A 23,513-nucleotide genomic window follows, 5' to 3' on the forward strand; every position below is an offset into this window, starting at 1 on the left:
AACTGAATGGAATGTTATATCATAGAAAAACATTTAAAACAAATCAAGTCTTTTTATCAATGAAAAAAGGAGTTTTTCAATTGTCAATTCATTTTTTCCTGCTAAATTTAAATATGATATTAAAAAAAATTCACAATTCACTTACGAAGTAAAATTGGCAATTCATATTTAACCCCTATTTTTGCACAATGAACTATTCCGCGGAACTCAAAAAATTCGTTACCAGCCAATATGTATATTCTGCTATCAGGATTACACTGGCTACTGTTCTGCCATGTTTGGTTCTCGCTCACTTCGGAATTCTTAAAGAATACTTCCTCTTCCCTCTTGGAACCAGCTTTGTAGCACTTTGTGATCAGCCCGGACCATTTATTAGAAGAAGAAATGCGTTAACATTCGCCATTTTCTGCTTTGTTCTTGTTGCACTTATTGCAAGTTTGGTGATGCATGTTAAAATTCTGGTCTTTCTCGAACTTATTGTTTTTGGGATGTTTTTCTCATTGATCGGAGTGTACGGACAAAGATTAGCCGCAGTTGGATCATTATCATTAGTTGTCATGGCGATCTTTATTGACGGTCATCTTACCGGAGCCAATATTTTTAAAAGCTTATTGATTTTTGCTTCTGGTTGTGCATGGTTTTTATTGATCTTCCTTATTGTTACAACAATTCAGCCTTATAAACTAGCCAGTCAAATGATTGGGGAAAACTATCTTCAGTTAGCTGAATTTTTAAAAATTAAAGCCAATTATTATCAAAAAAATCCGGATTTTGATAAACTGACAACTCAGGTTATCGCCAAACAGATTGGAATTAAAAACTTGCAGGAAGAAACCCGAGAAACAGTTTTCAAGACCAGAACCATCGTTAATGAATCTACAACAACAAGCCGATTGCTGATGTTGATGTTCCTTAATTCAATGGACTTGCATGAAAAACTAATGACTTCCGAAAGTGACTATCAAAAACTTCAACAAAGTTTTGAAGACAGCACTATTTTAGTTCATATCCACGATTATCTCAATTTATTGGCAGATGAAATTACCAATATCGGAATTTCCCTTCAAATCGGAACCCGTGCAAAACCGATGACCAATCTGGATTTAGCACATAAAAATCTAAATGCTCATTATTTCGAGCTTAGAAATAAACAGCTGTCTCCCGATACGCTGGAAAACTTCATGATTTTACGCCAAATATTAATGCGTATCAATGAGATTACAAAAGAAATTAATGAGATTTATAAAGTATTTTCACAAGATGTAAAGCTGGCAAAAAGTCTTTCCACCGGATTGGACTTAAAAAAATTCATGCCTAATGAAGAGAAACTTAATTTTAAAGTTTTAAGAAATAATATTTCTCTTTCTTCCTCACATTTCCGACATGCGTTAAGAATTACAATCGCCTTATTATTAGGTTATCTATTTTCAATGTTCCAATTCTTTGCAATTGGCCATGCATATTGGATCTTGATTACAATAGTTGCGATTTTAAAGCCGGCCTACTCCATTACAAAACAGCGAAATTTACTTCGTCTGTACGGAACCATTGCAGGAGCTTCCGTTGCGTATGGTATTTTACATTTCGTACACATTAATGCAGTTTTATTTAGCATCCTGCTTTTAAGTATGATCATGTGTTTCAGTTTTCTGAAAGGACGATATTTTTGGGCAGTTTCATTTATGACAATCTATGTCTTCCTGAGTTTTAATTTTTTAAGTCCGGGGAAAGTTGACGTTATTTTTAAAGACAGAATTGTAGATACAATTGTAGCAGGAATTATTGCTTTTGTTGTTTCCTACATCGTTTTGCCGGTTTGGGAACATACACAGAATTTAGATTTAATGAAAAAATCTGCAGAAAGCAATCTTATCTATTTTCAAAGCGTTATTTCTAAATTTTTGAAAGGAGATTTTGATATTGAAGATTATAAAGTAAAGCGTAAAAATGCCATTATTTCATTAGCGAACCTTTCCGACAACTTTCAAAGGATGATTTCTGAACCAAAAAATCAGCAGAAAAAATTGGAGGTTGTTCATCAATTTGTGGCGACTTCGCATCTTATTACTGCCTACACTGCTTCCCTTTCTCAATATTCAAAAAACAATGAAGAATATCCTGAAATTGATGCTGAAAGCTGGAGCAGAAAAATAGAAGCCGAAATGCAGAAAGTTTCCGCTTTATTGAATGGCGATGAGATCAACGAAACCCTGAAAATGGAAAGTCGCATCGAACCCGAAGATTCTTCCATTGATGATCTGATGCTGAAAAGAAGAACCGAAATTGAAGAAAACGACATCGTAGACAGAAGAGATCCCGATAAAATTTCTCATTTAACAGAGTTGAAAAACATTCATGATGTTCTAGAATTGATCTTTGATGTTGCCAAAGAACAAAGAAAAGTGATCGAAAAATACAAAAGTGAATCTGAGACTACAGAAACTGTTAAGGCTATTCCTCAACAATCGTAAAACAGTAATCGTCAAAGAATTTTACGCGCGCCTTAAATTCATCTGAAAACTGATCATCATAAACTCTGCAGCTTATGTCGTGAAGATGTTTTAATTCAAAATCTTTTACTTCATAGTTCTTCTTCAAAGACCAATATTTTGAATGATGGATTTTATACATACTTTCTTTCACGCTCCAAATAATGGTATAAAAAGTAGTTTCATTATCAAAAGGAATAAAACCTCTCTCATTTTCGTAGGTAAATTTGTCGATTACCCTTAAAATTTTAGGATTGAATTTTTCAATATCAATTCCAATTTTATTTTTAGAAATTGCAATCGCAGCAAAAGGAAAAGAATGCGTGATGGAAATTTCTGCATCTTTAGGCGAAAGAAAAGGTTCTCTTTCCTTATATAATATCTTGGACTTTGGTTTTAAACCTTTCAAAAGTTTACGAACCATCAATACTTCCAACAATTTTTTCGGATGATAATCTTTTACTTTTTCGGCATTTTCGGGCTCCAGAAGTTTATGAATGTCCAAATCTTCGGTTTCATCGTATTTCCATACGAGAATCGTGGCATTGTCATCAGAAAAATCGCGATACAGAGGCATTGATAAATTTATTGAGTAAAATTAGTGAAAAAAATTGGGCTGGAAGCTAGGAGTTTGAAGATGGAAGTTTTTACTACTAACCGTTAAACGTGCGGTTTGTTATGTGAAAACATTTAAGGAATACTTAAATGTACAACGTTGAGATGCTTCCAGCATGACAAACTGATCGTGAAAATTTAGATTGAAATTAAAAATTAAAACAAAAAAAAATCACTTAAATCCTAAGACGTAAGTGATTTCAATATTATTTTAAAGCTAAAAAATAAAGCAGCTAGTAGTAAAACTTCCCACTTCCATCCTCCAGCTTCCCTTAAACTTATTTAGACTGATGATTCACTTCATTTCTATGCTCCATAATTTCTAAATTTTCATCTACAAAATAAGCACTTCCGAATCCGTTTACATAAGAACCTTTAACCGGATGTAAACCGATAAGAATAAAATCCTTCATTTCAGCGATAACATCAACTACTTTTCCGTGAGTTTCTTTTAATTTACCTACAACAGAATTCCAGATATCAGAATCTCTTTCAATTTGAGAAGTTGTAGCTTCGATTGTTAAACGCTCACGAGCATAGATCTGTTTTGTAGCAGATTCGTCTTCGATGAACATTACTGAAGTTTTTCTTCCGTCTGCAAGATTTTTTGTATGTTTTGCCATGAAAGAAACCAAGATATAGAACGTATTGTCTTCCTGCACAAAAGGTGCATAGCTAGAATTAGGCGTTCCTTCAGCATCTACAGTAGCTAAAATTATACTTTTCGTATTAGCAATCAGTTCTTTTACTTTTGGAGTAAGAGGTTTTGCTTGTCTCTGAGCTTCGTCCTGTGTATTTGTATGATTCATAGTATAAAAATTTATCCCTGCAAAAATAGGTTATTTAGACTAAATAAACTTAATTTAAATAAAATTTCATATCATTAAACCGATTCTGCTGTTTTTGTATCTAAATTATTAATTGTAATTTTGCATCTTATTATAATTCGAATTAAAACTTATTCATAACATATGAGTACAACAACACAATACGTTCCTTACAAAGTTAAGGACATTTCCCTAGCAGAATGGGGAAGAAAAGAAATTACCCTTGCAGAAGCAGAAATGCCAGGTTTGATGTCTATCCGTGAAGAATACGGTCCCTCTCAACCCCTTAAAGGAGCAAGAATCGCTGGATGTCTTCACATGACAATCCAAACTGCTGTTCTTATCGAGACTTTGGTTGCTTTAGGTGCTGAAGTTACTTGGTCTTCTTGTAATATTTTCTCTACTCAAGATCACGCTGCTGCTGCTATTGCTGCTGCAGGAATCCCTGTTTACGCTTGGAAAGGTCTAAACGAGGAAGAATTTGACTGGTGTATCGAGCAAACTTTATTCTTCGGTGAAGACAGAAAACCATTGAACATGATCTTGGATGATGGTGGAGATTTAACAAACATGGTTTTTGATAAATACCCTGAATTTACTAAAGATATTAAAGGACTTTCTGAAGAAACTACAACCGGAGTTCACAGATTGTACGAAAGAATGAAGAACGGAACTTTGGTAATGCCTGCAATCAACGTAAACGATTCAGTTACTAAATCTAAATTCGACAACAAATACGGATGTAAAGAATCTGCAGTAGATGCTGTAAGAAGAGCTACAGACCTTATGTTGGCTGGAAAAAGAGTGGTAGTTTGCGGATACGGAGACGTAGGTAAAGGTACTGCTGCATCTTTCAGAGGAGCTGGTTCTATCGTTACTGTAACTGAAATTGATCCAATTTGTGCGCTTCAAGCTGCAATGGATGGTTTCGAAGTTAAAAGATTAGATACTGTTGTTGATAACGCAGATATCATCATCACAACTACTGGTAACTTCAACATCGTAAGAGGAGAACACTTCCTTAAAATGAAAGATAAAGCTGTTGTTTGTAACATCGGTCACTTCGATAACGAAATCGATATGGCTTGGTTGAACGAAAACTACGGTTCTACAAAATCTGAAGTTAAGCCACAAGTAGACATCTATACAATTGAAGGTAAAGAAGTTATCATCCTTGCAGAAGGAAGATTAGTAAACTTAGGTTGTGCAACTGGTCACCCAAGTTTTGTAATGTCTAACTCTTTCTCTAACCAAACTTTGGCTCAGATCGAATTATGGACAAACTCTGCTGCTTACGGAAATGAAGTTTACATGCTTCCTAAGCACTTAGATGAAAAAGTAGCTGCTCTTCACCTTAAGAAATTAAGCGTTGAATTAGAAGTTCTTTCTACTGAACAAGCTGAATACATCGGTGTTGACGTAAAAGGGCCATTCAAACCTGAGTACTACAGATACTAAAAAATGTCATCCTTGTTTATAGTGAGCTTTTCGAACTATCGAAGGATCTCAAAATAATAGAAACTCTCCAATTTTTGGGGAGTTTTTTGTTTTAACACCATATCATTTTAACTCAAAAATTCACAAGCAAAGCAAATTAACCATTCACAATTCACTTTTTAGAAGCTTAATCCGGCTATCCGCTCATACTCCTCGCGCCCACCCTCCCCAACACCTAAACCCTCAAACCCTCCCACTCTTGCTGTGGGGTAACCGCTGCTATCCGGGCTAAATATTACCGTATTTTTCCGATGTCAGGTTATATAAAAAATCGATATATTTGGCGTTTAACAAAAACAGTAAGTATGAAAAAACAAAATGTATCAAATGCATTTATAGCAGCATCTTGGATTGCATTGGGAGCAGGAATGATAGGATTTATCGTAGGTCTTGTAAGAGCAGAAATGCTACTAAATGAAAAAGGATATTATTTCACCGTCCTACTCTACGGTTTATTTGCGGTTGTTTCTTTACAGAAAGCAGTTCGTGACAGATTAGAGAATATCAAAGTGACGGATATTTATTACGGTATCTGTTGGTTTGCAACCTTATCTTCCATCATTTTATTAGCCATCGGATTATGGAATGCCACCATCCTTCCTAGTGAAAAAGGTTTTTATGGATTTGCATTTTTACTGGCGCTTTTCGGAGCCATTGCGGTTCAGAAAAATACTCGAGACAATATGCTTCAGGAATAATACAAAAACTCTCCAATATTTGGGGAGTTTTTTATTTAATAAAATTCTCAGTCTCTTTTCTCTCAAAACGTATAATATTTACATTATCACAACAGATAAGTTAAAAATTTGCTAAGTTTTTTATTTTTATTATCTTTATTTCACAAAATATTGATATGTTTAAAAAACTTTTACCATTCATCTTATTTCTATTTATTTTTAATTTAACAAAAGCTCAGGACGAGTTTATCACCATCTGGAAACCCAGTAATACAAGTAACGCTATTGTTAATTCTGCTCCTTCAACACCTAATCAGATTTGGTTTCCGGGAAAAGGAACTAATTTCCAGGCAAGTTGGGAAGAAATAGGATATCCTGCCCATACAGGAAATATCAATAATATTACCTCAACAAAAAACTTCCTGATTGATTTTGGAGTTTCTCATAATCCAAACCCAAATGATGCAACCTATCGTGTAAAAATAATGAATGGCAACGGAAATTTCCAGGCTATTAAATTTCCCGATGATGTCTATGTTTCCAATACGCTATGGCCTCTATTTTTGGGATACAATGGAGACAAGCAGAAAATAATAGAAGTTTCACAGTGGGGAAATATTGTTTGGAATACCATGGATTGGGCATTTAGTGAATGTACTAATTTAGATATTAAAGCTTCCGATGCTCCTAAACTTTCACAGGTTACAAGTACATTTGGTATGTTTTATGGCTGTACAGCTTTATATGGTAATTCGTCATTTAATACATGGAATACTTCTTCAATAACAAATATGAGCCATATGTTTGCCAGCGCAACCCAGTTTAATCAACCCATCGGAAATTGGGATACTTCCCATGTTACCAATATGAACTGGATGCTTCACTATCTTGATTACTTTAACCAGCCCATCGGAAATTGGGATACTTCGAATGTTACAACCATGATTCATATGCTTCACGAATGTTATGCTTTTAACCAGGATTTATCCGGCTGGGATACCTCTAATGTAACGGATATGAGATCAATACTTGGTGATACACATAGCTTCAACTATAGTTTAGGCAGCTGGAACCTTCAATCTGTATCGTTAGCGGGAGGCATGATTACAGGTTCAGGGTTAAACTGTGAAAACTATGATAATACATTAATAGGCTGGGCAAATAATTCTCTTAATCCTTCCAATCTTACTATAGGAAATGTTTCTCCAATGAATTACTCTTCACAGGATGGAGCAAATGCTAGAAATCAATTGGTAAATAATAAAAATTGGATACTTACAGGTGATTCTTACAATCCTGAATGCAGATCAGAACTTTCAACTTCTGAAACGTTACTTAAAAATGACATCAGTATTTACCCCAACCCTGCAACGGATTTTATTTTTATTAAAAATTTAAAAGGAATCAATACCTATAAGATCTTCGATACAAGCGGAAGAATCGTTCAGCAGAATATTTTAAATACAGAAAGTATTGATATTACTGCCCTTTCAAAAGGAAATTATATTCTACAGATTATTTTAAAAGATAAAACACAGACTCTTAAGTTCATTAAAAAATAAACTATACCATGAAAAAACTTTTAACCTTATTTTTAATCATATTATTATGCCAAATTAAGGCGCAAAATGAGTTCATCACCATTTGGAAACCAACAATAACAATTATTCCGATAACTGTAAACGCACCATACCAAACAAATAATAACCAAATATGGTTTCCAGGAATTGGTACCAATTACAAGATTGTTTGGGAAGAAGTAGGCTTTCCGCAACATACAGGAACGATGAATAATGTGACTGCTGTAAATCAGGTTTTGATTGATTTTGGAACACCTTTAAATCCAAATCCGGTTGAAGCCACTTATCGAGTAAAAGTAAGCAATGGAAATGGGCAATTCCAACACATGCAGTTTAACTCACCCAATCAAATGGTTGGAAATATTATTGCAACATGGTTTACCCATGGAAGTGTTGATAAATTAACAACCATTGAACAATGGGGTAATATACAATGGACCTCTATGTACAGTGCATTTTCAAGTTGTTCTAAACTACAGCTTACAGCCACAGATTTACCAGACCTTTCTAATGTTCAAGATATGTCATATATGTTCCGCCTTGCCAGAAATTTTACAGGAAACGCATCAATAGAAGACTGGAACACTTCAGGAGTAAATAATATGAAGGGACTTTTTTCAGGAGCACAAACTTTTAATCAACCTCTTGATAAATGGGATACACGTAATGTTACAGATATGTCTGCCATGTTTTCCCAAGCTTCGGTTTTTAATCAATCTATCAATAGCTGGAATACTTCAAATGTAACCAATATGTCTGAGATGTTTGCCTTTGCATTTGCATTCAACCAACCTTTAAATAATTGGAACACCTCAAAAGTGACCGATATGACAGCTATGTTTCATTTTATTACAAATTTTAATCAGCCGATTAACAATTGGGATACTTCCAAAGTAACTTCTATGGCTCATATGTTACATGGATGTACAGCGTTTAATCAACCTCTTGATAATTGGGACACAAGCGACCTTACAGATGCAAATACCATGCTCAACCTTGCAACAAGCTTTAACCAATCATTAGAAACATGGAATCTTCCTTCTCTGACTGCTGCAATGTTAATGTTAACAGAATCAGGAATAGACTGCACAAATTACAGCAGAACTCTAAAAGGCTGGGCAAATAACACCAACACTGCAGACAATATTAATCTAGGACCTCTTGCTCCTTTTACCTATTCAAGCGACGTTGCTAATGAAAGGAATACTCTTCTCTCAAAAGGCTGGATCATCGGTGGTGATTTGATGGGAGAATGTAGGATTTTGGGCTCACTAGAAACAAAGCTGAAAGATCAACCTTCTATCTACCCAAATCCTGCAACGGATTTTATTTATTTAAAAAATATTCAGGGAGTAAAAAGTTATATTATTTTAGATCTAAGCGGAAGAATTATCATGAAAGATTCTTTAACTAAGGATGAAATTAACGTACAAGCTTTAACAACTGGAAATTATGTTCTACAGATCATTACTAAAGACAAAATCCATTCTTTAAAATTCATTAAAAAATAAACTAAAAAACGATAACCAAACTTAAAAACTAATATGCTAAAAAAACTATCCTTACTCATTATTTTGAGCTTTTTATTTCAAACCATAAAGGCACAGAATGAGTTTATCACCATATGGAAACCAAGTACGAATTCTCCTACGGTCAGTGTTCCATTTCAGGCAGGGAATAATCAAATTTGGTTTCCGGGAATAGGAGAAAATTACAATATCACTTGGGAAGAAGTGGGCTATCCGCAACATTCCGGAACTATGCTTAATATCACTTCTACCCAACAGGTTTTGATTGATTTTGGAACACCTATAAATCCTAACCAAACCTCAGCAACTTACAGAGTGAAAGTAAGCAATGGAAGCGGAACTTTCAAACGTATGAAATTTGGAATTCCTAATATGACTATTCCTTCCGGAATTGTATTGTCATGGACTTTATTCGGTACCTCAGAAAAGCTGGTTGACATTGAACAATGGGGAAATATTCATTGGGATTCCATGAATGCAGCATTTGTTGAATGTAAAAATATGCAGATGACCGCAACAGATATTCCTGATCTCTCCGGTGTTCAGGATGCTTCCTATATGTTTCACAATGCAGAAAAATTCTATGGAAATGCTTCAATGGCAGGTTGGAATACTTCCACTATTAAAAACTTCAGATCCATGTTTGGATATGCGATTAGCAGTAGTACAACTACACCTCCGGATTTCTTCAATCCTCCTATCGGCTCGTGGGATACTTCATCAGCAGAAAATATGAGTTTTATGTTTAATATCAGAAAAGCATTCAACCAAAACCTCAATAGCTGGAATGTATCAAATGTATCAAATTTCTCGTTCATGTTCGCGTCTTGTGAGTCTTTTAATCAGCCTTTAGACCAATGGGATGTCTCTAATGCGACAGATATATCGTATATGTTTCATTTTATTCCTGTTTTTAATCAGTCTCTGGCTACTTGGAATACTTCAAAAGTTGTCAATATGGAGCACATCTTTCATGCAGATTCAGTTTTCAACCAACCTCTTGATACTTGGAACGTAAGCAGTGTTACCAATATGGACACTTCTTTTTCTAATGCCACAAATTTCAACCAACCTTTGGCTTCTTGGGATACCAGCAAAGTAACCAAGATGTCATCTTTGTTTTCAGATGCATCAAGCTTCAACCAATCTCTCGAAACATGGAATCTTAAATCCCTAACATCACCTTTATGGATGATCTCTCAAAGCGGACTGGACTGTACAAACTACAGCAAAACACTGAAAGGCTGGGCTGAAAATCCGGACACACCAAATAACATAGGATTAGGACCGCTTTCTCCCTTTCTTTATTCTACCGACGTTTCTGCCTGGAGAAATACCCTTGTTAGTAAAGGATGGGTTTTTATAGGTGACAATATTGGAGAATGCAGGATATTGGGAGTTTCTGATATTTCATCTTCTAATGCTCCGGTTATTTATCCTAATCCTGCAACGGATTTTATTTATTTAAAAAATATTCAGGGAGTAAAAAGTTACATTATTTTAGATCTAAGTGGAAGAATTATTATGAAAGATTCTTTAACTAAGGATGAAATCAACGTACAAGCTTTAACAACTGGAAATTATATTCTACAGATCATTACTAAAGATAAAATTCACTCTCTAAAATTTATTAAAAAATAAAAAAAGCCTCACAAAACGTGAGGCTTTTTAGTGAATTGTAAATAGTCAACTACCAACTTTAAAATTGACAAGCGAAGCAAATTGACCATTCACCATTCATTTTATTTATCATATTGATTCGGATGTTGAGCTTTGATATCGTCAACAGTTCCCAATACTTTATCTTTTAAAGCTTCCTGATATTTTTGAAGTTTTTCAGCAACCTCAGCATTACCCGTTCCAATAATTTTTGCAGCTAAAATTCCGGCATTTAAAGCCCCGTTCAATGCTACTGTTGCTACAGGAATTCCACCCGGCATTTGAAGGATAGACAATACAGAATCCCAACCGTCAATAGAATTACTCGACAAAATAGGAACTCCAATTACAGGTAAAGTTGTACAGCTTGCTACCATTCCCGGAAGGTGTGCAGCACCTCCTGCTCCGGCAACAATTACTTTCAAACCTCTTTCCTGAGCGGTTTTTGCGTAATCAAACATTCTTTCCGGTGTTCTGTGAGCCGAAACCACTGTAAGCTCGTATGGAATGTCTAAAGATTTTAAAAAATTCGCAGCCTGTTCCATGATCGGCAAGTCGCTCTGACTTCCCATAATAATTCCTACCATCTTCAATTTTATTAGATTTCAAAGATAAAGAATTTTAAAATTATGAGATAGGGAATTGTTAATGATGAAATGATGAATAGTCAATAGTGATTTTGCTTCGCAAGTGAAATTTTAACAATATTAAATCCCAATCTAATTTGCTAATAATTGAAGTTTCGGCGGCGGCAAAGCCGCCGCCGAAACCCATTATCTCTCTTATTATTTGTTTATTATTGAAATTTACAATCCACTTTTAAAGATTTTCATTTCTAAATGCGGAAGGCGAAACTCCCTGCCTTTTCTTAAAGAAACGATTTAAGTGACTTTTATCTGTGAAACCAAATTCATCAGCAATTTCATTGATTCTCATATCACTGTGTTTCAATCGGTTTTCGATTAATTTCATTTTATAATCGGTAACGTATTCGTTTAATGTTTTTCCTGTCTCATTTTTAAAATAACGGCCAACGTATGTTTTTGAAATTCCAAACAGATTGCTGATATTTTCTCCTGTCAGTTTTTCGGGCTCGTAAATATTTCCATGAACGTATTGAATAATATCCGCCGTTTTATTTTCTGTTTTTTCATCAATGATCAACGCCGTTTTTTGAATTAAATTTCTCGCAACGACAGTCAAAACCGATTGAACCAACAACTGAATAACCTCATCTGAATAGAGTTTTTTATTCTGCATTTCCAGAAACAGGTTTTTCATTAAAAATTCCAGCACTTTTTCGTCTTCCATATTATCCACAACAAAGCTTTGGAAACCATTTATGTTCGAAAAGATCTGTTCAATCCGTTTAAAAAAATTATTCTCGATTGTATTATTCTGAAAAAATATACGGTTGAATCGTATGAAAAACAATTGCGTTCTCGTCTCAAAAGTAAAACGGTGAGAATCTTCAGGTTTAAGTAAAAAAAGATTGTTTTCTCTGTAAGAAAAATTGTTTCCATTGATATCCTGTGTCCCAATTCCTGAAACAATATAAACCAGTTCAAAAAAACTTACACTGTGTTCTCCTCGCGGACAAATATCCATTGGCTCTTTTAAATCCAACTCAAATGGCTGTTGTAAATAATCTTGTTTCATTACAATATTATACCCTTTTATGATGTAAAAATACAACATTTAAAAATAAATACTTTCGAAATTTGTATCATAATTAATTCAATATCAAAATGAAAGCAATCGTATTAGAAGAATTTGGAAAACCATTAGTATTAAAGGAAATAGACAAACCTCAACCCAAAGAGAATGAAGTTTTAATTAAAATAAAAGCAAGCGGACTCAATCCTTTAGATATAAAAATAAAAAACGGACAGGCTGCTCATGCACAAGTCGGTCTTCCCATGATATTGGGAATCGACATGTCCGGAATTGTGGTAGAAATTGGGCAAAACGTCAAAAATTTTAAAGTTGGAGATGAAGTATTCGGCATGGTTGGCGGAATAGGCAATAATCCCGGAACTTTAGCAGAATATGTCACAGCCGGTGCGGAACATTTGAGTTTAAAGCCGAAGAATATTATATTTCAGGAAGCTGCAGCGCTACCTTTAGTATTTATCACAGCTTGGGAAGCTTTGGTTGATAAAATAAATATCCAACAAAATCAAACTATTTTAATACACGGAGGAAATGGCGGTGTCGGACATATCGCTGTACAGATAGCCGTCGCAAAAGGATCAAAAGTATACACAACCGTAAAACCAGATCACGCAAAACAAATGAAAAACTACGGAGCCGAACCTATAGATTATACTACTCTTTCGGTTGATCAATACGTTCAAAAATATACAAATGGTATTGGTTTCGATGCAGTACTTGATACCGTGGGAGGAAGTGTTTTAGATGATTCTTTTAAAGCTGTAAAACAATATTCAGGTCATGTGGCAAGTATTTTGGGTTGGGGAACTCACAGTCTCGCTCCGCTGTCTTTTCGTAATGCAACGTATTCAGGAGTGTTTACATTATATCCGTTGCTGTCAGGAGAAGGAAAAAAACATCATGGCGAAATATTAAACGAAGCAGCTAAACTCATCGAATCAGGAAAGATTAAAGTAAAACTTCATGACACTTTTTATTCTTTAGAACAAATAAATGAAGCATATAACTTATTAGAAAGCGGAAAATCAACCGGGAAAATAATAATTACTATTTCTTAATTTCAAAGTGTTCAGGAGTTCTGTATTACATTTTCAAACCGAACTTCTGAACATTCTGTTCCCATTCAAATTCATCAAACTGTACCCATTCGTTTCATTTCAAAAAAGATATATTTGCTTACTACTTTTATTCTATTTTGAAAGATTACAAACTTATTTTTGCCGTCATTATTGTAGCCCTTGTTTGGGGTACAACCTTTTTGGCGATTCGTGTCGCGGTAGAAACTATTCCGGCTTGGTTTGTAGCTGGAATTCGTCAGTTTTTAGCATCAATAATTATGTTGGTCTTCCTACTTTCAAGAAAAGAATTTAAATGGATTGGCTGGAAAAACTTAGGTTATCAGATCATTTTCTCTTCATTAATGTTGGTTGTTGCCAACGGAATGACCACTGTTGCGGAAGAAACCGTATCAAGCAGTGTAGCTTCTCTGATCAGCGCATCCTCTCCTATCCTAGTTTTTCTGGGAAGTGTGGCAATTGGTTTGCAGAAATTTAGTTTTAGAGCTTTTCTAGGTGTTTTGATGTGTTTCAGCGGGATATTATTCATTTTCTGGGACGGAATAAAAGACCTCGCCAATCCGGATTACAGAATGGGAATTATTTTCCTTTTCTGCGCTATTGCAGGATGGGCATCGGGAACGATTTTCACCAAAAAATTAAATATTCAAAGTGGAAATATTTCATTGAATTTATTCTATCAATTTCTATTTGCAGGAATTGTTCAGATTATCTTCGCTTTTATTTTTTCCAATCATTATAATTTCGAAAACTGGACTCTCAAAAGTATTTCTGCAATGATATACTTGTCGGTTTTTGGTTCTGTAGCTGCATTTTTTGCCTTTCATTATGCTTTAACCAAGATCTCGCCCGTTCAGGTTTCAATATTAGCTTATTTCAATACCATTATTGCTATATTTCTAGGATGGCTCATTATGGATGAAAATATTACCATTAAATTTATCATGGCTGCTGTTTTAATTATCATGGGAGTTTTTATTATTAATTATAAACCTGAGATGTTTAGAAAACAGAAAGTTGTATAATTTTTATTAACTAAAACCTCCTATTTTCGGGAATTCAATTTCATCATTTGCGTTTTTTTGCTTATATTGTTTAGACCAATATACTCAGTATGCTAAAAAACACACTATTTATACTTCTGGCAATTCCATTCTTTTTTGTAAGCTGTAATGATAAGGAAAAAGAGAGCAGTCTCATTTCCAGAGAACAGCAATTACTTCAAAAAGAGAAAATCTTTGCCCAAAAAGAATCTGAATATCAGGCATTATTAAAAATGAGAGACAGTATTTTTTCAAAGAAAGATTCTGTTAAAATCGTGATGTGGCCTACAGAAATTTCCGGAGACTGGACAGGAAAAGTAATTTGCACAGAATCCAACTGCAGTGATTATGTTGTTGGAGATCAACGCATAGACACCTGGGAATTTGATAATGATTCTACTCAATTGGTCACCAAAATTATCAACAATAATAATCTTGTAAGATTGTACGCTGGTAAATTTGATCATAACGAAATCAAGCTTAATTTCAAAACAGATTCTACCGCCAAAAAGAAAGTAGAAATGAATATTTTATTGAATGATATTTCTGACAACAAAATCAGAGGTACCAGAACCGTAACGGTAGACAATAGCTGTCTGGCCAAATTCTCTGTCGAATTAGTCCGTTCCACAAAATAAACACCTATGATCTTACTAAGCATACATAATCTGAGCCTTCCCATAGAAGATCCGGTATTAAAATTCCTGTTGGTTCTTATCATTATTCTCGCAGCTCCGCTTTTGTTGAATAAAATTAAAGTTCCGCACTTATTGGGATTAATCATCGCAGGTGCTGTGATCGGGCCAAACGGGTTTAATGTTCTATCAAGAGACAGCAGTATTGTCGTGACCGGAACTACCGGTTTGCTGTACATTATGTTCCTTGCCGGACTTGAAATTGACATGGGAGATTTTAAGAAAAACAAATGGAAAAGTCTCACTTTCGGAATTTACACCTTTGTAGTTCCTTTTGTGTTGGGTTTTCTTGGTGGATATTATCTTTTACATTTTAATATTTTGACGTCTGTTCTTTTCGCCAGTTTATTTTCATCACATACTTTGATTGCCTATCCTTTGGTTAGCAAGTTGGGAATTGCAAAAAATCTGGCCGTGAATATTACCGTTGGCGGAACAATGATTACAGATGTTCTTGCTCTTTTGGTTCTTGCTGTCGTGGTCGGAATGTCACAGGGAGATGTCGGGACTGCATTTTGGGTAAAACTATCGGTTTCGTTTATCGTTTTCGCACTAATTGTTTTGTTGATATTTCCTATGATTGGGCGCTGGTTCTTCAAAAAAGTGGATGATAAGATCTCACAATATATTTTTGTTTTAGTCATGATTTATCTCGCAGCAATGTTGGCAGAATTGGCAGGTGTTGAAGCCATTATCGGGGCATTTTTTGCAGGTTTGGCTTTAAACAGACTTATTCCCCACACTTCTTCGTTGATGAACAGGGTTGAGTTTGTCGGAAACGCTATTTTTATCCCTTTCTTTTTGATCAGTGTAGGAATGTTGATCGATTTTAAAGTTTTCTTTGAAAGTTTAGAAACCCTTGAAGTCGCCGGAATCATGCTTATCGCATCCATCGGAGGGAAATATATTGCGGCTGTGGCCACTCAGAAAACATTTCGTCTTTCAAAAGATGAGGGAAAACTTATTTTTGGGTTGAGTTCTGCTTCTGCTGCTGCAACATTAGCTTCTGTAATGGTTGGTTATAACATCATTATTTCTGAAACGGAAACAGGAGAACCGATAAGATTATTGAACGAACATGTATTGAACGGAAGTATTTTATTGATCTTGGTTTCGTGTACAATTTCATCATTTATATCGATGGCAAGTGCCCAAAAAATTGCTGAAAGTGACAATGAAGACACCGTTTCAGGAACGAATCATGAAGAAGAAAACATCCTGTTGGCCATTAATCACGAAAAAACTGTTGAAAGGATGGTCAATCTCGGGATTTTAATAAAAGCGCATTCCAATACCGAAGATTTATTTGCTTTAAATGTTATTAATGAAGATAAAAATGAGTCTTCTGTAAAAAATGCCGAGAAATTATTACATCAGGCAACCCATGCAGCTGCCGCCGCAGATGTGAAATTGCAGGCATTGAAGCGATATGATAACGACGTCATCAACGGTGTACACAATGTCATCAAAGAACAAAATATTACCGATTTGATCATCGGATTGGAAGATGAAAAAGGCTTCTCCCCTTCTTTTGTTTACAATCTTTACAACGGTTATCTACAAAATGATGATGTGAATGTTTTGGTGTATCATGCTGCCCAACCTCTTTCAACCATCAAAAAATATGCGGTGATGATTCCTCAAAATGCTCATAAAGAGGCCGGATTTTTCCATGCGCTTCTTAGAGTTTGGAATATTGCGAGAAATTCCGGTGCGACGGTAGTTTTCTATACTCCTGAAAATATTTTAGAAATCTTACAAAAAATCATTAAAAAAGCCAATATCGAAGCTGAATTTATCATCATGAACAATTGGCGAGACGGTGAAAAGACCGCTGCCCAATTAAAAGAAGATGAAGCATTAATCGTTTTAATGGCGAAAAGAGGAATGCAGTCTTACATTCCACAAATGAGAATTATCCCGGAATTGTTGAATAAATATTTAAATAATAACAATTATCTTCTTATTTTCCCGTTCTCGGAATTTGATAAAAACAATCCCGAAATACGGTCTGTAGGAAATCATGGAGATTTTGTGGAGATTGGGAATGTTATTCAGAAGATTTTTAAGTAAAAACTATTTTATGAATTTAAAGTTTATAATTTTCATTGTATTATTTTTCCTATTCTGTAGCTGTAAAAAAGAAAATATCTCAGGGGCAAACTCAAAAGAAGTCATTCCAAAAGAAGTAAAATATGGTAAAACTTTCTTTGATTACGATCAAATTGATTATTACTCGATTAATTTAGGAGAAGGGAAAATTAAAGAGTTATATGAAAATCAGGATAAATCAAAAGTAGATAAATACAAATATACAGTCACTATTGATGAAACTCCTGAAACTATTACAGATCTTGATTTTTTAAATTATATGGAAATGATAGGTTATGTAAAAAAGAAAATAGACAAATCTAAATTCCCTCAAATCAACAAAATATTTGTTGAAAAAACAGCAAGTGACGGCTATGCGGCGGCTTGTATACCTGTTTTTAGGGATATATTGATATTCAAAAAACAAGAAAAAGTAATTGGAATTGCAAAAATATGTTTTAACTGTCATCAATACAGAATTATTGGAACTCATGCTAATAAAGAAAACTTTGGAACAAATAACGATTATGAAAAACTTGAATTTATTTTAAACTCAATTAAATGAAAAAGACCATAATAATTATAGCTTCAATACTTCTTCTATTTGTAATTGCATTTACCGTTTATTGGAATTTACCTATTGAAATTACACGAAAATCTGATGTACAATTTGGAAATCAATTAATCGAAAATATTGAAGCTTATAAAACAATCAATAAAAAACTCCCTGAAAATCAAGATTTAAAAACACTTGAAAAATTAGGTTTCAAAAAAGAAAATCAAAGTACAAAACCCAATTATGCAACAGATAATCAAGGGACGTACGAATTGATTTACATGGATGAATTTGATGGACCTTATCTGATGTGGAATTCTCAGGAAAAAAAATGGACGATCGATTATCCGAAAATTCATGAATAAAAAAAGACTGCTTTTCGGCAGTCTTTTTATGTATAATTAAGCTTTTTTAAGCAATTACTCTCACCATTTCTTTCACTTTCACCAATTTCTCCATCAGCTCTTCTTTCGAATCTGCCAATACATTGATGTGACCCATTTTTCTTCCGGGCTTAGTTTCAGTTTTTCCATAAAGGTGAACGTAGGTTTTTGGCATTTTCAGTACATCGTCCATTCCTTCATAAATTACTTTTCCTTCGAATCCTTCTGCGCCAACTAAGTTTAACATTCCACTGAAAGTTAGAGAATCGGTATCTGCCAAAGGTAAGTTTTTCACCACGCGATACATTTGTTCGAACTGTGAATTAGCATTTCCCTCCTGACTTTGATGTCCCGAATTATGCAATCTCGGAGCTGTTTCATTCACCCAAATTTTTCCTTTCTGATCTAAGAATAATTCGATCGCAAAAAGTCCGGGAGAATTTACAACTTCTAAAAATTTCTCTGTAATAGAATCAATCTGTTTCTGAATATCCTCACTTAAGAAAACCGGACAGATGTTGAAATCTAATAAATTCAGTTTCGAATCTGCGACCATTTCCGTTACGGGAAAAGTCTTTGTTTCTCCGTTTTCATTTCTTGCAACAATTACGGAAAGTTCTTTATCAATATCAACCAAGCTTTCAATCACAGAAGCTTCCTGCCAAAGGTTTTGAAGATCAATTTCATTTTTAATTACCTGAACCCCTTTTCCGTCGTATCCACCAGTATTCATTTTTTGAACAAAAGGTAACGGCATTGTAATTTCTTCATCCCTGTTCCAAACTACCTGAAATTCAGGACTTGGAATGTTATGCGTTTTATAAAATTCCTTTTGAAGGATTTTTTGTTGAATAGTTTTAATAATATTAGAATTCGGAACTACTTTTACGCCTTGCTTTTCAAGTTCAGCCAAAGCTTCAGCATTTACATGTTCGATTTCAATTGTTACAACCTCTTTATCTTTACCGAAATTCAAAACCGTTTCATAATCATTGAAATTTCCTTGTGTAAAGTATGAGATGTTGTGACAAGGTGCATCAGAAGCCGGATCAAGTGTGTAAAACTGATCATCATATTTCAATGCTTCCTGAATCAACATTCTTCCAAGCTGTCCTCCTCCTAAAATTCCTATTTTCATTCTTTCTTTTTATTTTTTTCTATTAGATTTAATTTAAAGCTAATTTTATTTTTAAACTTTATCGATTTTCAGATATCCCAATCCTATTTCATTTTCCTGATTTTCGGCACTGGATTTAATTAAAATAATCGAATATTTTTCTTTCATTTTTTCAGGAAGAATATCATTTACATTAAAAATATCATCAATATCTACTCCATGCTTATCGTCAACATGACTTACCGCTCCTTCAAAACCCATTGTTTTATAAAACTCTGTATTTTTCGCTCTTTTAATGATCTCTCCCATTGATTTTCCAACCATCAAATGCTGTTCGTGGAACTCCTCAAAATGACCTCTTTTATATCCGCCTAAATTCAGGAAATACAATTGATCTTCTGAAGTTGCATCATTTTTTTCAACAATTTTCACTTCATATCCGTCCGCAAACTGCACTTTTTGATGACAGTCAAGGTGAATTTTACCATCTGCTTCCTTCCAAAAATCCTTCATATCAGGAACTAAATCTTTCAGGCTTTCCGCAATACCGAAAAAAACATCATGCTGCTCAATATTTCTACCTTTAGGAGTTGCTCCCAGAATGACATAAAATAAATTCATTTCTCTGTACGTTTCTGCAAAATTACGTTAAAATAATCTTTTTTAAAAGTTTGTCAGACAACGCCAATAGTTTTATATTTGTAGCATGTCAGAAATCATTATTCTCTTTCTTGGAGCCATTTCGGCAGGGCTTTTAGGTTCGCTTACTGGTTTAGGAGGAGGAGTTATCATCATCCCTTTATTAACGCTGGGTTTCGGCGTTCCTATGCATTACGCAATCGGTGCTTCATTAATATCTGTGATCGGAACTTCTTCCGGTGCGGCCGTTGCTTTCGTTAAAGAAGGCTTCACCAATATGAGGATCGGAATGTTTTTGGAGATCGGAACAACAGCCGGTGCCATCATTGGAGCCTTAGTTTCGGGGATGCTAAATCCGAATACATTGGGAATTATTTTCGCAAGTATTCTTATTCTGACGGTTATTTTAAATCTTAAAGGAAAGCCCGATCATCAGGAACCGGTAATAAAAGGAAGTTTGGAAGAAAAACTGAAGTTATTCGGAACATTTCCTGACAAAGGCGTTTTGAAAAGCTATTCTGCAAGAAATACAGTTCCCGGATTTTTGATGATGATGTTTGCTGGGGCGATGTCCGGATTGTTAGGAATCGGCTCTGGGGCATTGAAGGTTTTGGCAATGGATAATATGATGAAACTGCCTTTTAAAGTTTCTACTACGACAAGTAACTTTATGATCGGTGTAACTGCTGTTGCAAGTGCGATGATTTATTTCCAGAGAGGTGAAATTATTCCTGTAATTGCTGCTCCGGTATTGGTTGGTGTTGTAGTCGGAAGTTTCATCGGATCAAAAACATTGATGGTTTCTAAGACAAAAAAACTGAAAACATTCTTTGCCATTGTGATCACGATTTTGTCGATTTATATGATGTATAACGGTATCAATAAAAGTTTCAGATAATGAGAAAGAATTTCACTGATGTAGATCTGAACCGTTCCGTTGGAAATCTTTTAAGACTGGGCGTTATTTTATCCGTATTGACTTCACTGATCGGTTTTATCAAACTTTTTCTTGAAGGCTTTGAAATGCCAAAAAAATACACAAGTCTGGATGTAGGTTCTTCTTCCGAAAAGGTTTGGGGACAATTCTGGCATTCACTGTGTGCAGGAGAAGGAATGGCCATTATTCAATTGGGAATTCTTATCCTGATCATCACTCCTTTGATGAGAATCGTTTTTGCTTTGATAGGTTATCTAAAAGAAAAAGACTACGTTTATGTAGTCATTTCTTCTATCGTTTTAGCCATTATGGCGATCAGTTTCTTTACAGGTTACGCTCATTAATTTAATTATCTTAAACTTACATTTCATAAAACTCTAAGGGCAATTTATCCGGATCTTGGGTAAAGAAAAATTCTTTTCCAGTGAATTCATCGATTCTTATTTCTTCGCAGTTTAATCCTTTTTGAATTAATTCTTCTCGCTTTTCGTTTACATTTTCAACCGAAAAAGCAAGATGTCTTAAACCACATGATTCCGGTCGGGACGGTCTTTCGGGTGGACTAGGAAATGAAAATAATTCAATTACGTAATGTTCTCCGATGGCTAAATCGAGTTTATATGATTGTCTTTCTTCACGGTATACTTCTCGAATGATATTTAATCCCATCACTTCTGTGTAGAATTTTTTGGAAACTTCGTAATCTGAACAAATGATGGCGATATGATGTATTTTCATTTTTAAATTTATTTTAAATTCTCACAGTTTTCTTTTCTTCTGGTATCAATTAAATATTGAATTTTCCAGACATTATTCTGTTTTACCAATTGAAAACTGTTCGCTCCACAATGTAAGAATTTTCCTTTATAATAGAATTGATACGGCGTAAAAACACTCGCTAAATTTCCGTCAACATGAATCGCTTCAATGGTTATTCTTTCATCAAGATCATCTTTTGAAGTTTTAGAAATTGAAGAAATAAAATCGGGAATATTATCTGTTTTCAATGTTCCGTCTTTTGTAATAGTTTGAAGAATAGCAGCATCCGAAAAAACTGTTTTTAGCAATTCTGGATCTGCATTTTTCATTGCAAGAAATAAATTTCGGATAGGCTTTTCAACATCCTGATTTTGAGACTACTGTGCGAAACAAAAAGTACTTAATAATAAAGTGAGAGCTACTATTTTATTCATATTATTTTTCGGTTAAATCATACAGAATAAAAATAGGAAAATAAAATATAAACCGTACATCAATTTAAAAACTAAAATCATACTTTTAACCCTTTATTCAAGAAATATGTGGAATGTTTATCTGATCTTAGTTGTACTATTATTAATTTTAACGCTTTTGCCTAAAATTCAAAATTCACATTGGATATTTAGAGTTCCTGAATTTGGTAAGATCCAGATCACTTATTTTATTATTATTACATTTATTTTAGGTTTTTTGGCTAATTCTCATTCAGAATATTTCTGGTATTTTCAAGGTTTTTTAGGATTGATGTTTGTTCATCACGGCGTTATCTTAGTAAAATACACTCCCATTTATCCTGTTAAAAAACATTCGAGACAGGAGAAATCGTCTCAAAAAATACATTTTATTTCAGCGAATGTGTATCAATTCAATACAGAATACGGCAGATTTATTAAATTAATAGAAAAACATAAACCCGAAGTTTTTCTGACAATGGAAAGCAACGAAGATTGGGAAAAAGCGATACAGCCTTTGGAAAAAGACTATCCCTATCATCATAAAGTCACATTGGAAAATACTTACGGAATGCATTTTTATTCCAAAATAGAAATTAAGGAAGCTAAAACACATTATTTTGTTGCTGATGATATTCCGAGTATTGAAGTGCATTTAATGACTGAAGATGGATTTTCATTTGTCTTTTTTGGGGTTCATCCACCACCGCCAAGTCCTACTGAAGAGGAAACCTCAAAAGAAAGAGACGGCGATTTATTGAGTACTGCAAAACGTGTAACAAAAATTGATAAGCCCATAATTGTTGTTGGAGATTTTAATAATGTTGCTTGGTCAAAATCATCTATTCTGTTTAGAAAAACGAGTCATTTGATCGATCCTAGAATCGGTCGTGCTTTTGTGTCAACGTTTCATGCAAAATATCGTATGTTGAGATTTCCGATTGATCTGATGTTTCATAGTGAAGATATTTTTATTGAAAAGCTTACTACTTTGGAAAATTTCGGTTCCGACCATCTTCCCGTTTATTGTGAATTTTTTATAGATCATCACAATGATCAGCAGGAAGAAAGAATAGAAAAAGCGACTACAGAAGAAAAAATTCAAGCTGAGGAAATGATTCAGGAAGGAAAAGAAGAGGATGGAGAGCGTGATACAGTTGTGACTGAGGATTGATTGATTTAACACAAAGTTTGTGGATAAAAATAATAAATAAAACA

Annotated in this window: 22 protein-coding genes and 1 pseudogene; 15 read left to right on the forward strand and 8 right to left on the reverse strand. The window is 34.3% G+C overall.

Annotation, left to right across the window (positions count from 1 at the left end; all coding sequences use genetic code 11):
- Positions 1 to 188 precede the first annotated feature (188 nt).
- On the forward strand, positions 189 to 2,471 hold the full coding sequence (locus AC1Q7L_RS19505; RefSeq protein ID WP_492307640.1) for an FUSC family protein: 2,283 nt from the start codon (positions 189 to 191) through the stop codon (positions 2,469 to 2,471).
- Here the strand turns inward: AC1Q7L_RS19505 and AC1Q7L_RS19510 are convergent.
- Positions 2,452 to 3,066, reverse strand: a complete 615-nt coding sequence (locus tag AC1Q7L_RS19510; RefSeq protein WP_410692546.1) for a 4'-phosphopantetheinyl transferase superfamily protein — start codon at positions 3,064 to 3,066, stop codon at positions 2,452 to 2,454. The two genes, AC1Q7L_RS19505 and AC1Q7L_RS19510, sit on opposite strands and share 20 nt — an antisense overlap.
- A gap of 316 nt (positions 3,067 to 3,382) precedes the next feature.
- Entirely contained in the window at positions 3,383 to 3,913 is a 531-nt protein-coding gene (locus AC1Q7L_RS19515; protein ID WP_492307639.1) for a HugZ family pyridoxamine 5'-phosphate oxidase, read from the reverse strand.
- Positions 3,914 to 4,075: 162 nt separating this feature from the next.
- Here AC1Q7L_RS19515 and ahcY point away from each other — a divergent pair, with 162 nt between their 5' ends.
- From ahcY to AC1Q7L_RS19540, 5 genes are all read left to right on the forward strand, one after another.
- Positions 4,076 to 5,389 carry an adenosylhomocysteinase gene (ahcY, locus tag AC1Q7L_RS19520; protein ID WP_123979708.1) on the forward strand — a complete coding sequence of 438 codons (1,314 nt, stop codon included), beginning with the start codon at positions 4,076 to 4,078 and terminating at the stop codon, positions 5,387 to 5,389.
- A gap of 344 nt (positions 5,390 to 5,733) precedes the next feature.
- Positions 5,734 to 6,126: an inner membrane protein YiaA gene (gene yiaA, locus AC1Q7L_RS19525; RefSeq protein ID WP_492307638.1), complete on the forward strand. Its 393-nt coding sequence runs from the start codon at positions 5,734 to 5,736 to the stop codon at positions 6,124 to 6,126.
- A gap of 155 nt (positions 6,127 to 6,281) precedes the next feature.
- Positions 6,282 to 7,667: a BspA family leucine-rich repeat surface protein gene (locus tag AC1Q7L_RS19530; protein ID WP_492307637.1), complete on the forward strand. Its 1,386-nt coding sequence runs from the start codon at positions 6,282 to 6,284 to the stop codon at positions 7,665 to 7,667.
- 8 nt (positions 7,668 to 7,675) lie between these two features.
- Positions 7,676 to 9,196, forward strand: coding sequence for a BspA family leucine-rich repeat surface protein (locus AC1Q7L_RS19535; RefSeq protein WP_492307636.1), 1,521 nt, complete (start codon positions 7,676 to 7,678; stop codon positions 9,194 to 9,196).
- A gap of 33 nt (positions 9,197 to 9,229) precedes the next feature.
- Positions 9,230 to 10,855 (forward strand): BspA family leucine-rich repeat surface protein, encoded by a 1,626-nt coding sequence (locus AC1Q7L_RS19540; protein WP_492307635.1) that lies wholly within the window; start codon positions 9,230 to 9,232, stop codon positions 10,853 to 10,855.
- A 101-nt stretch (positions 10,856 to 10,956) separates the two neighbouring features.
- Here the strand turns inward: AC1Q7L_RS19540 and purE are convergent, their stop codons facing one another.
- A complete protein-coding gene (purE, locus tag AC1Q7L_RS19545; RefSeq protein ID WP_492307634.1) occupies positions 10,957 to 11,460 on the reverse strand; it encodes a 5-(carboxyamino)imidazole ribonucleotide mutase in 504 nt (167 codons plus the stop codon).
- Between the two features lie 232 nt (positions 11,461 to 11,692).
- Positions 11,693 to 12,571, reverse strand: a complete 879-nt coding sequence (locus AC1Q7L_RS19550; protein WP_492329397.1) for an AraC family transcriptional regulator — start codon at positions 12,569 to 12,571, stop codon at positions 11,693 to 11,695.
- A 50-nt stretch (positions 12,572 to 12,621) separates the two neighbouring features.
- Here AC1Q7L_RS19550 and AC1Q7L_RS19555 point away from each other — a divergent pair, with 50 nt between their 5' ends.
- From AC1Q7L_RS19555 to AC1Q7L_RS19580, 6 genes are all read left to right on the forward strand, one after another.
- Positions 12,622 to 13,605 carry a zinc-dependent alcohol dehydrogenase family protein gene (locus AC1Q7L_RS19555; protein ID WP_492307632.1) on the forward strand — a complete coding sequence of 328 codons (984 nt, stop codon included), beginning with the start codon at positions 12,622 to 12,624 and terminating at the stop codon, positions 13,603 to 13,605.
- Positions 13,606 to 13,742: 137 nt separating this feature from the next.
- On the forward strand, positions 13,743 to 14,648 hold the full coding sequence (locus tag AC1Q7L_RS19560) for a DMT family transporter (protein ID WP_492307631.1): 906 nt from the start codon (positions 13,743 to 13,745) through the stop codon (positions 14,646 to 14,648).
- An 89-nt stretch (positions 14,649 to 14,737) separates the two neighbouring features.
- A complete protein-coding gene (locus AC1Q7L_RS19565; protein WP_492307630.1) occupies positions 14,738 to 15,304 on the forward strand; it encodes a hypothetical protein in 567 nt (188 codons plus the stop codon).
- Between the two features lie 6 nt (positions 15,305 to 15,310).
- Complete coding sequence (locus AC1Q7L_RS19570; protein WP_492307629.1) at positions 15,311 to 17,434, forward strand: cation:proton antiporter; 2,124 nt, start codon at positions 15,311 to 15,313, stop codon at positions 17,432 to 17,434.
- A gap of 10 nt (positions 17,435 to 17,444) precedes the next feature.
- On the forward strand, positions 17,445 to 18,017 hold the full coding sequence (locus tag AC1Q7L_RS19575) for a hypothetical protein (RefSeq protein ID WP_492307628.1): 573 nt from the start codon (positions 17,445 to 17,447) through the stop codon (positions 18,015 to 18,017).
- Positions 18,014 to 18,373 (forward strand): hypothetical protein, encoded by a 360-nt coding sequence (locus tag AC1Q7L_RS19580; protein ID WP_492307627.1) that lies wholly within the window; start codon positions 18,014 to 18,016, stop codon positions 18,371 to 18,373. Before AC1Q7L_RS19575 ends, AC1Q7L_RS19580 begins: the two co-directional genes overlap by 4 nt.
- 46 nt (positions 18,374 to 18,419) lie before the next feature.
- Here the strand turns inward: AC1Q7L_RS19580 and AC1Q7L_RS19585 are convergent, their stop codons facing one another.
- Both AC1Q7L_RS19585 and AC1Q7L_RS19590 read right to left on the reverse strand, forming a co-directional pair.
- Positions 18,420 to 19,529 carry a 5-(carboxyamino)imidazole ribonucleotide synthase gene (locus AC1Q7L_RS19585; protein WP_492307626.1) on the reverse strand — a complete coding sequence of 370 codons (1,110 nt, stop codon included), beginning with the start codon at positions 19,527 to 19,529 and terminating at the stop codon, positions 18,420 to 18,422.
- Between the two features lie 51 nt (positions 19,530 to 19,580).
- Positions 19,581 to 20,129: a DUF1543 domain-containing protein gene (locus AC1Q7L_RS19590; RefSeq protein ID WP_492307625.1), complete on the reverse strand. Its 549-nt coding sequence runs from the start codon at positions 20,127 to 20,129 to the stop codon at positions 19,581 to 19,583.
- Between the two features lie 85 nt (positions 20,130 to 20,214).
- On the opposite strand from AC1Q7L_RS19590, the gene AC1Q7L_RS19595 reads away from it, so the two are divergent.
- Complete coding sequence (locus tag AC1Q7L_RS19595) at positions 20,215 to 21,045, forward strand: sulfite exporter TauE/SafE family protein (protein WP_410692532.1); 831 nt, start codon at positions 20,215 to 20,217, stop codon at positions 21,043 to 21,045.
- Positions 21,045 to 21,428 carry a DUF1634 domain-containing protein gene (locus AC1Q7L_RS19600; protein WP_492307624.1) on the forward strand — a complete coding sequence of 128 codons (384 nt, stop codon included), beginning with the start codon at positions 21,045 to 21,047 and terminating at the stop codon, positions 21,426 to 21,428. Before AC1Q7L_RS19595 ends, AC1Q7L_RS19600 begins: the two co-directional genes overlap by 1 nt.
- A 16-nt stretch (positions 21,429 to 21,444) precedes the next feature.
- Here the strand turns inward: AC1Q7L_RS19600 and gloA2 are convergent, their stop codons facing one another.
- Entirely contained in the window at positions 21,445 to 21,822 is a 378-nt protein-coding gene (gloA2, locus tag AC1Q7L_RS19605) for an SMU1112c/YaeR family gloxylase I-like metalloprotein (RefSeq protein WP_492307623.1), read from the reverse strand.
- 8 nt (positions 21,823 to 21,830) lie between these two features.
- Positions 21,831 to 22,202, reverse strand: a pseudogene (locus tag AC1Q7L_RS19610) (nuclear transport factor 2 family protein); the annotation flags it as partial.
- Between the two features lie 181 nt (positions 22,203 to 22,383).
- Here AC1Q7L_RS19610 and AC1Q7L_RS19615 point away from each other — a divergent pair.
- The gene (locus AC1Q7L_RS19615) at positions 22,384 to 23,469 is read left to right on the forward strand and encodes an endonuclease/exonuclease/phosphatase family protein (RefSeq protein WP_492307622.1); all 1,086 of its coding nucleotides are present in this window, start codon (positions 22,384 to 22,386) and stop codon (positions 23,467 to 23,469) included.
- Positions 23,470 to 23,513: the final 44 nt, after the last annotated feature.

The organism is Chryseobacterium sp. GW823-FHT05E08 (assembly GCF_058795655.1).

Bases quoted from the DNA above. Each gene is read 5' to 3' on its own strand.
- AC1Q7L_RS19535 (WP_492307636.1), top strand. From the start codon at position 7,676: ATGAAAAAACTTTTAACCTTATTTTTAATCATATTATTATGCCAAATT.
- gloA2 (WP_492307623.1), bottom strand. From the start codon at position 21,822: ATGAAAATACATCATATCGCCATCATTTGTTCAGATTACGAAGTTTCC.
- AC1Q7L_RS19590 (WP_492307625.1), bottom strand. From the start codon at position 20,129: ATGAATTTATTTTATGTCATTCTGGGAGCAACTCCTAAAGGTAGAAAT.
- yiaA (WP_492307638.1), top strand. From the start codon at position 5,734: ATGAAAAAACAAAATGTATCAAATGCATTTATAGCAGCATCTTGGATT.
- AC1Q7L_RS19565 (WP_492307630.1), top strand. From the start codon at position 14,738: ATGCTAAAAAACACACTATTTATACTTCTGGCAATTCCATTCTTTTTT.
- AC1Q7L_RS19540 (WP_492307635.1), top strand. From the start codon at position 9,230: ATGCTAAAAAAACTATCCTTACTCATTATTTTGAGCTTTTTATTTCAA.
- AC1Q7L_RS19580 (WP_492307627.1), top strand. From the start codon at position 18,014: ATGAAAAAGACCATAATAATTATAGCTTCAATACTTCTTCTATTTGTA.
- AC1Q7L_RS19550 (WP_492329397.1), bottom strand. From the start codon at position 12,571: ATGTTGTATTTTTACATCATAAAAGGGTATAATATTGTAATGAAACAA.
- purE (WP_492307634.1), bottom strand. From the start codon at position 11,460: ATGGTAGGAATTATTATGGGAAGTCAGAGCGACTTGCCGATCATGGAA.
- AC1Q7L_RS19585 (WP_492307626.1), bottom strand. From the start codon at position 19,529: ATGAAAATAGGAATTTTAGGAGGAGGACAGCTTGGAAGAATGTTGATT.
- AC1Q7L_RS19615 (WP_492307622.1), top strand. From the start codon at position 22,384: ATGTGGAATGTTTATCTGATCTTAGTTGTACTATTATTAATTTTAACG.
- AC1Q7L_RS19515 (WP_492307639.1), bottom strand. From the start codon at position 3,913: ATGAATCATACAAATACACAGGACGAAGCTCAGAGACAAGCAAAACCT.
- AC1Q7L_RS19505 (WP_492307640.1), top strand. From the start codon at position 189: ATGAACTATTCCGCGGAACTCAAAAAATTCGTTACCAGCCAATATGTA.
- AC1Q7L_RS19570 (WP_492307629.1), top strand. From the start codon at position 15,311: ATGATCTTACTAAGCATACATAATCTGAGCCTTCCCATAGAAGATCCG.
- AC1Q7L_RS19595 (WP_410692532.1), top strand. From the start codon at position 20,215: ATGTCAGAAATCATTATTCTCTTTCTTGGAGCCATTTCGGCAGGGCTT.
- AC1Q7L_RS19575 (WP_492307628.1), top strand. From the start codon at position 17,445: ATGAATTTAAAGTTTATAATTTTCATTGTATTATTTTTCCTATTCTGT.
- AC1Q7L_RS19555 (WP_492307632.1), top strand. From the start codon at position 12,622: ATGAAAGCAATCGTATTAGAAGAATTTGGAAAACCATTAGTATTAAAG.
- ahcY (WP_123979708.1), top strand. From the start codon at position 4,076: ATGAGTACAACAACACAATACGTTCCTTACAAAGTTAAGGACATTTCC.
- AC1Q7L_RS19510 (WP_410692546.1), bottom strand. From the start codon at position 3,066: ATGCCTCTGTATCGCGATTTTTCTGATGACAATGCCACGATTCTCGTA.
- AC1Q7L_RS19600 (WP_492307624.1), top strand. From the start codon at position 21,045: ATGAGAAAGAATTTCACTGATGTAGATCTGAACCGTTCCGTTGGAAAT.
- AC1Q7L_RS19530 (WP_492307637.1), top strand. From the start codon at position 6,282: ATGTTTAAAAAACTTTTACCATTCATCTTATTTCTATTTATTTTTAAT.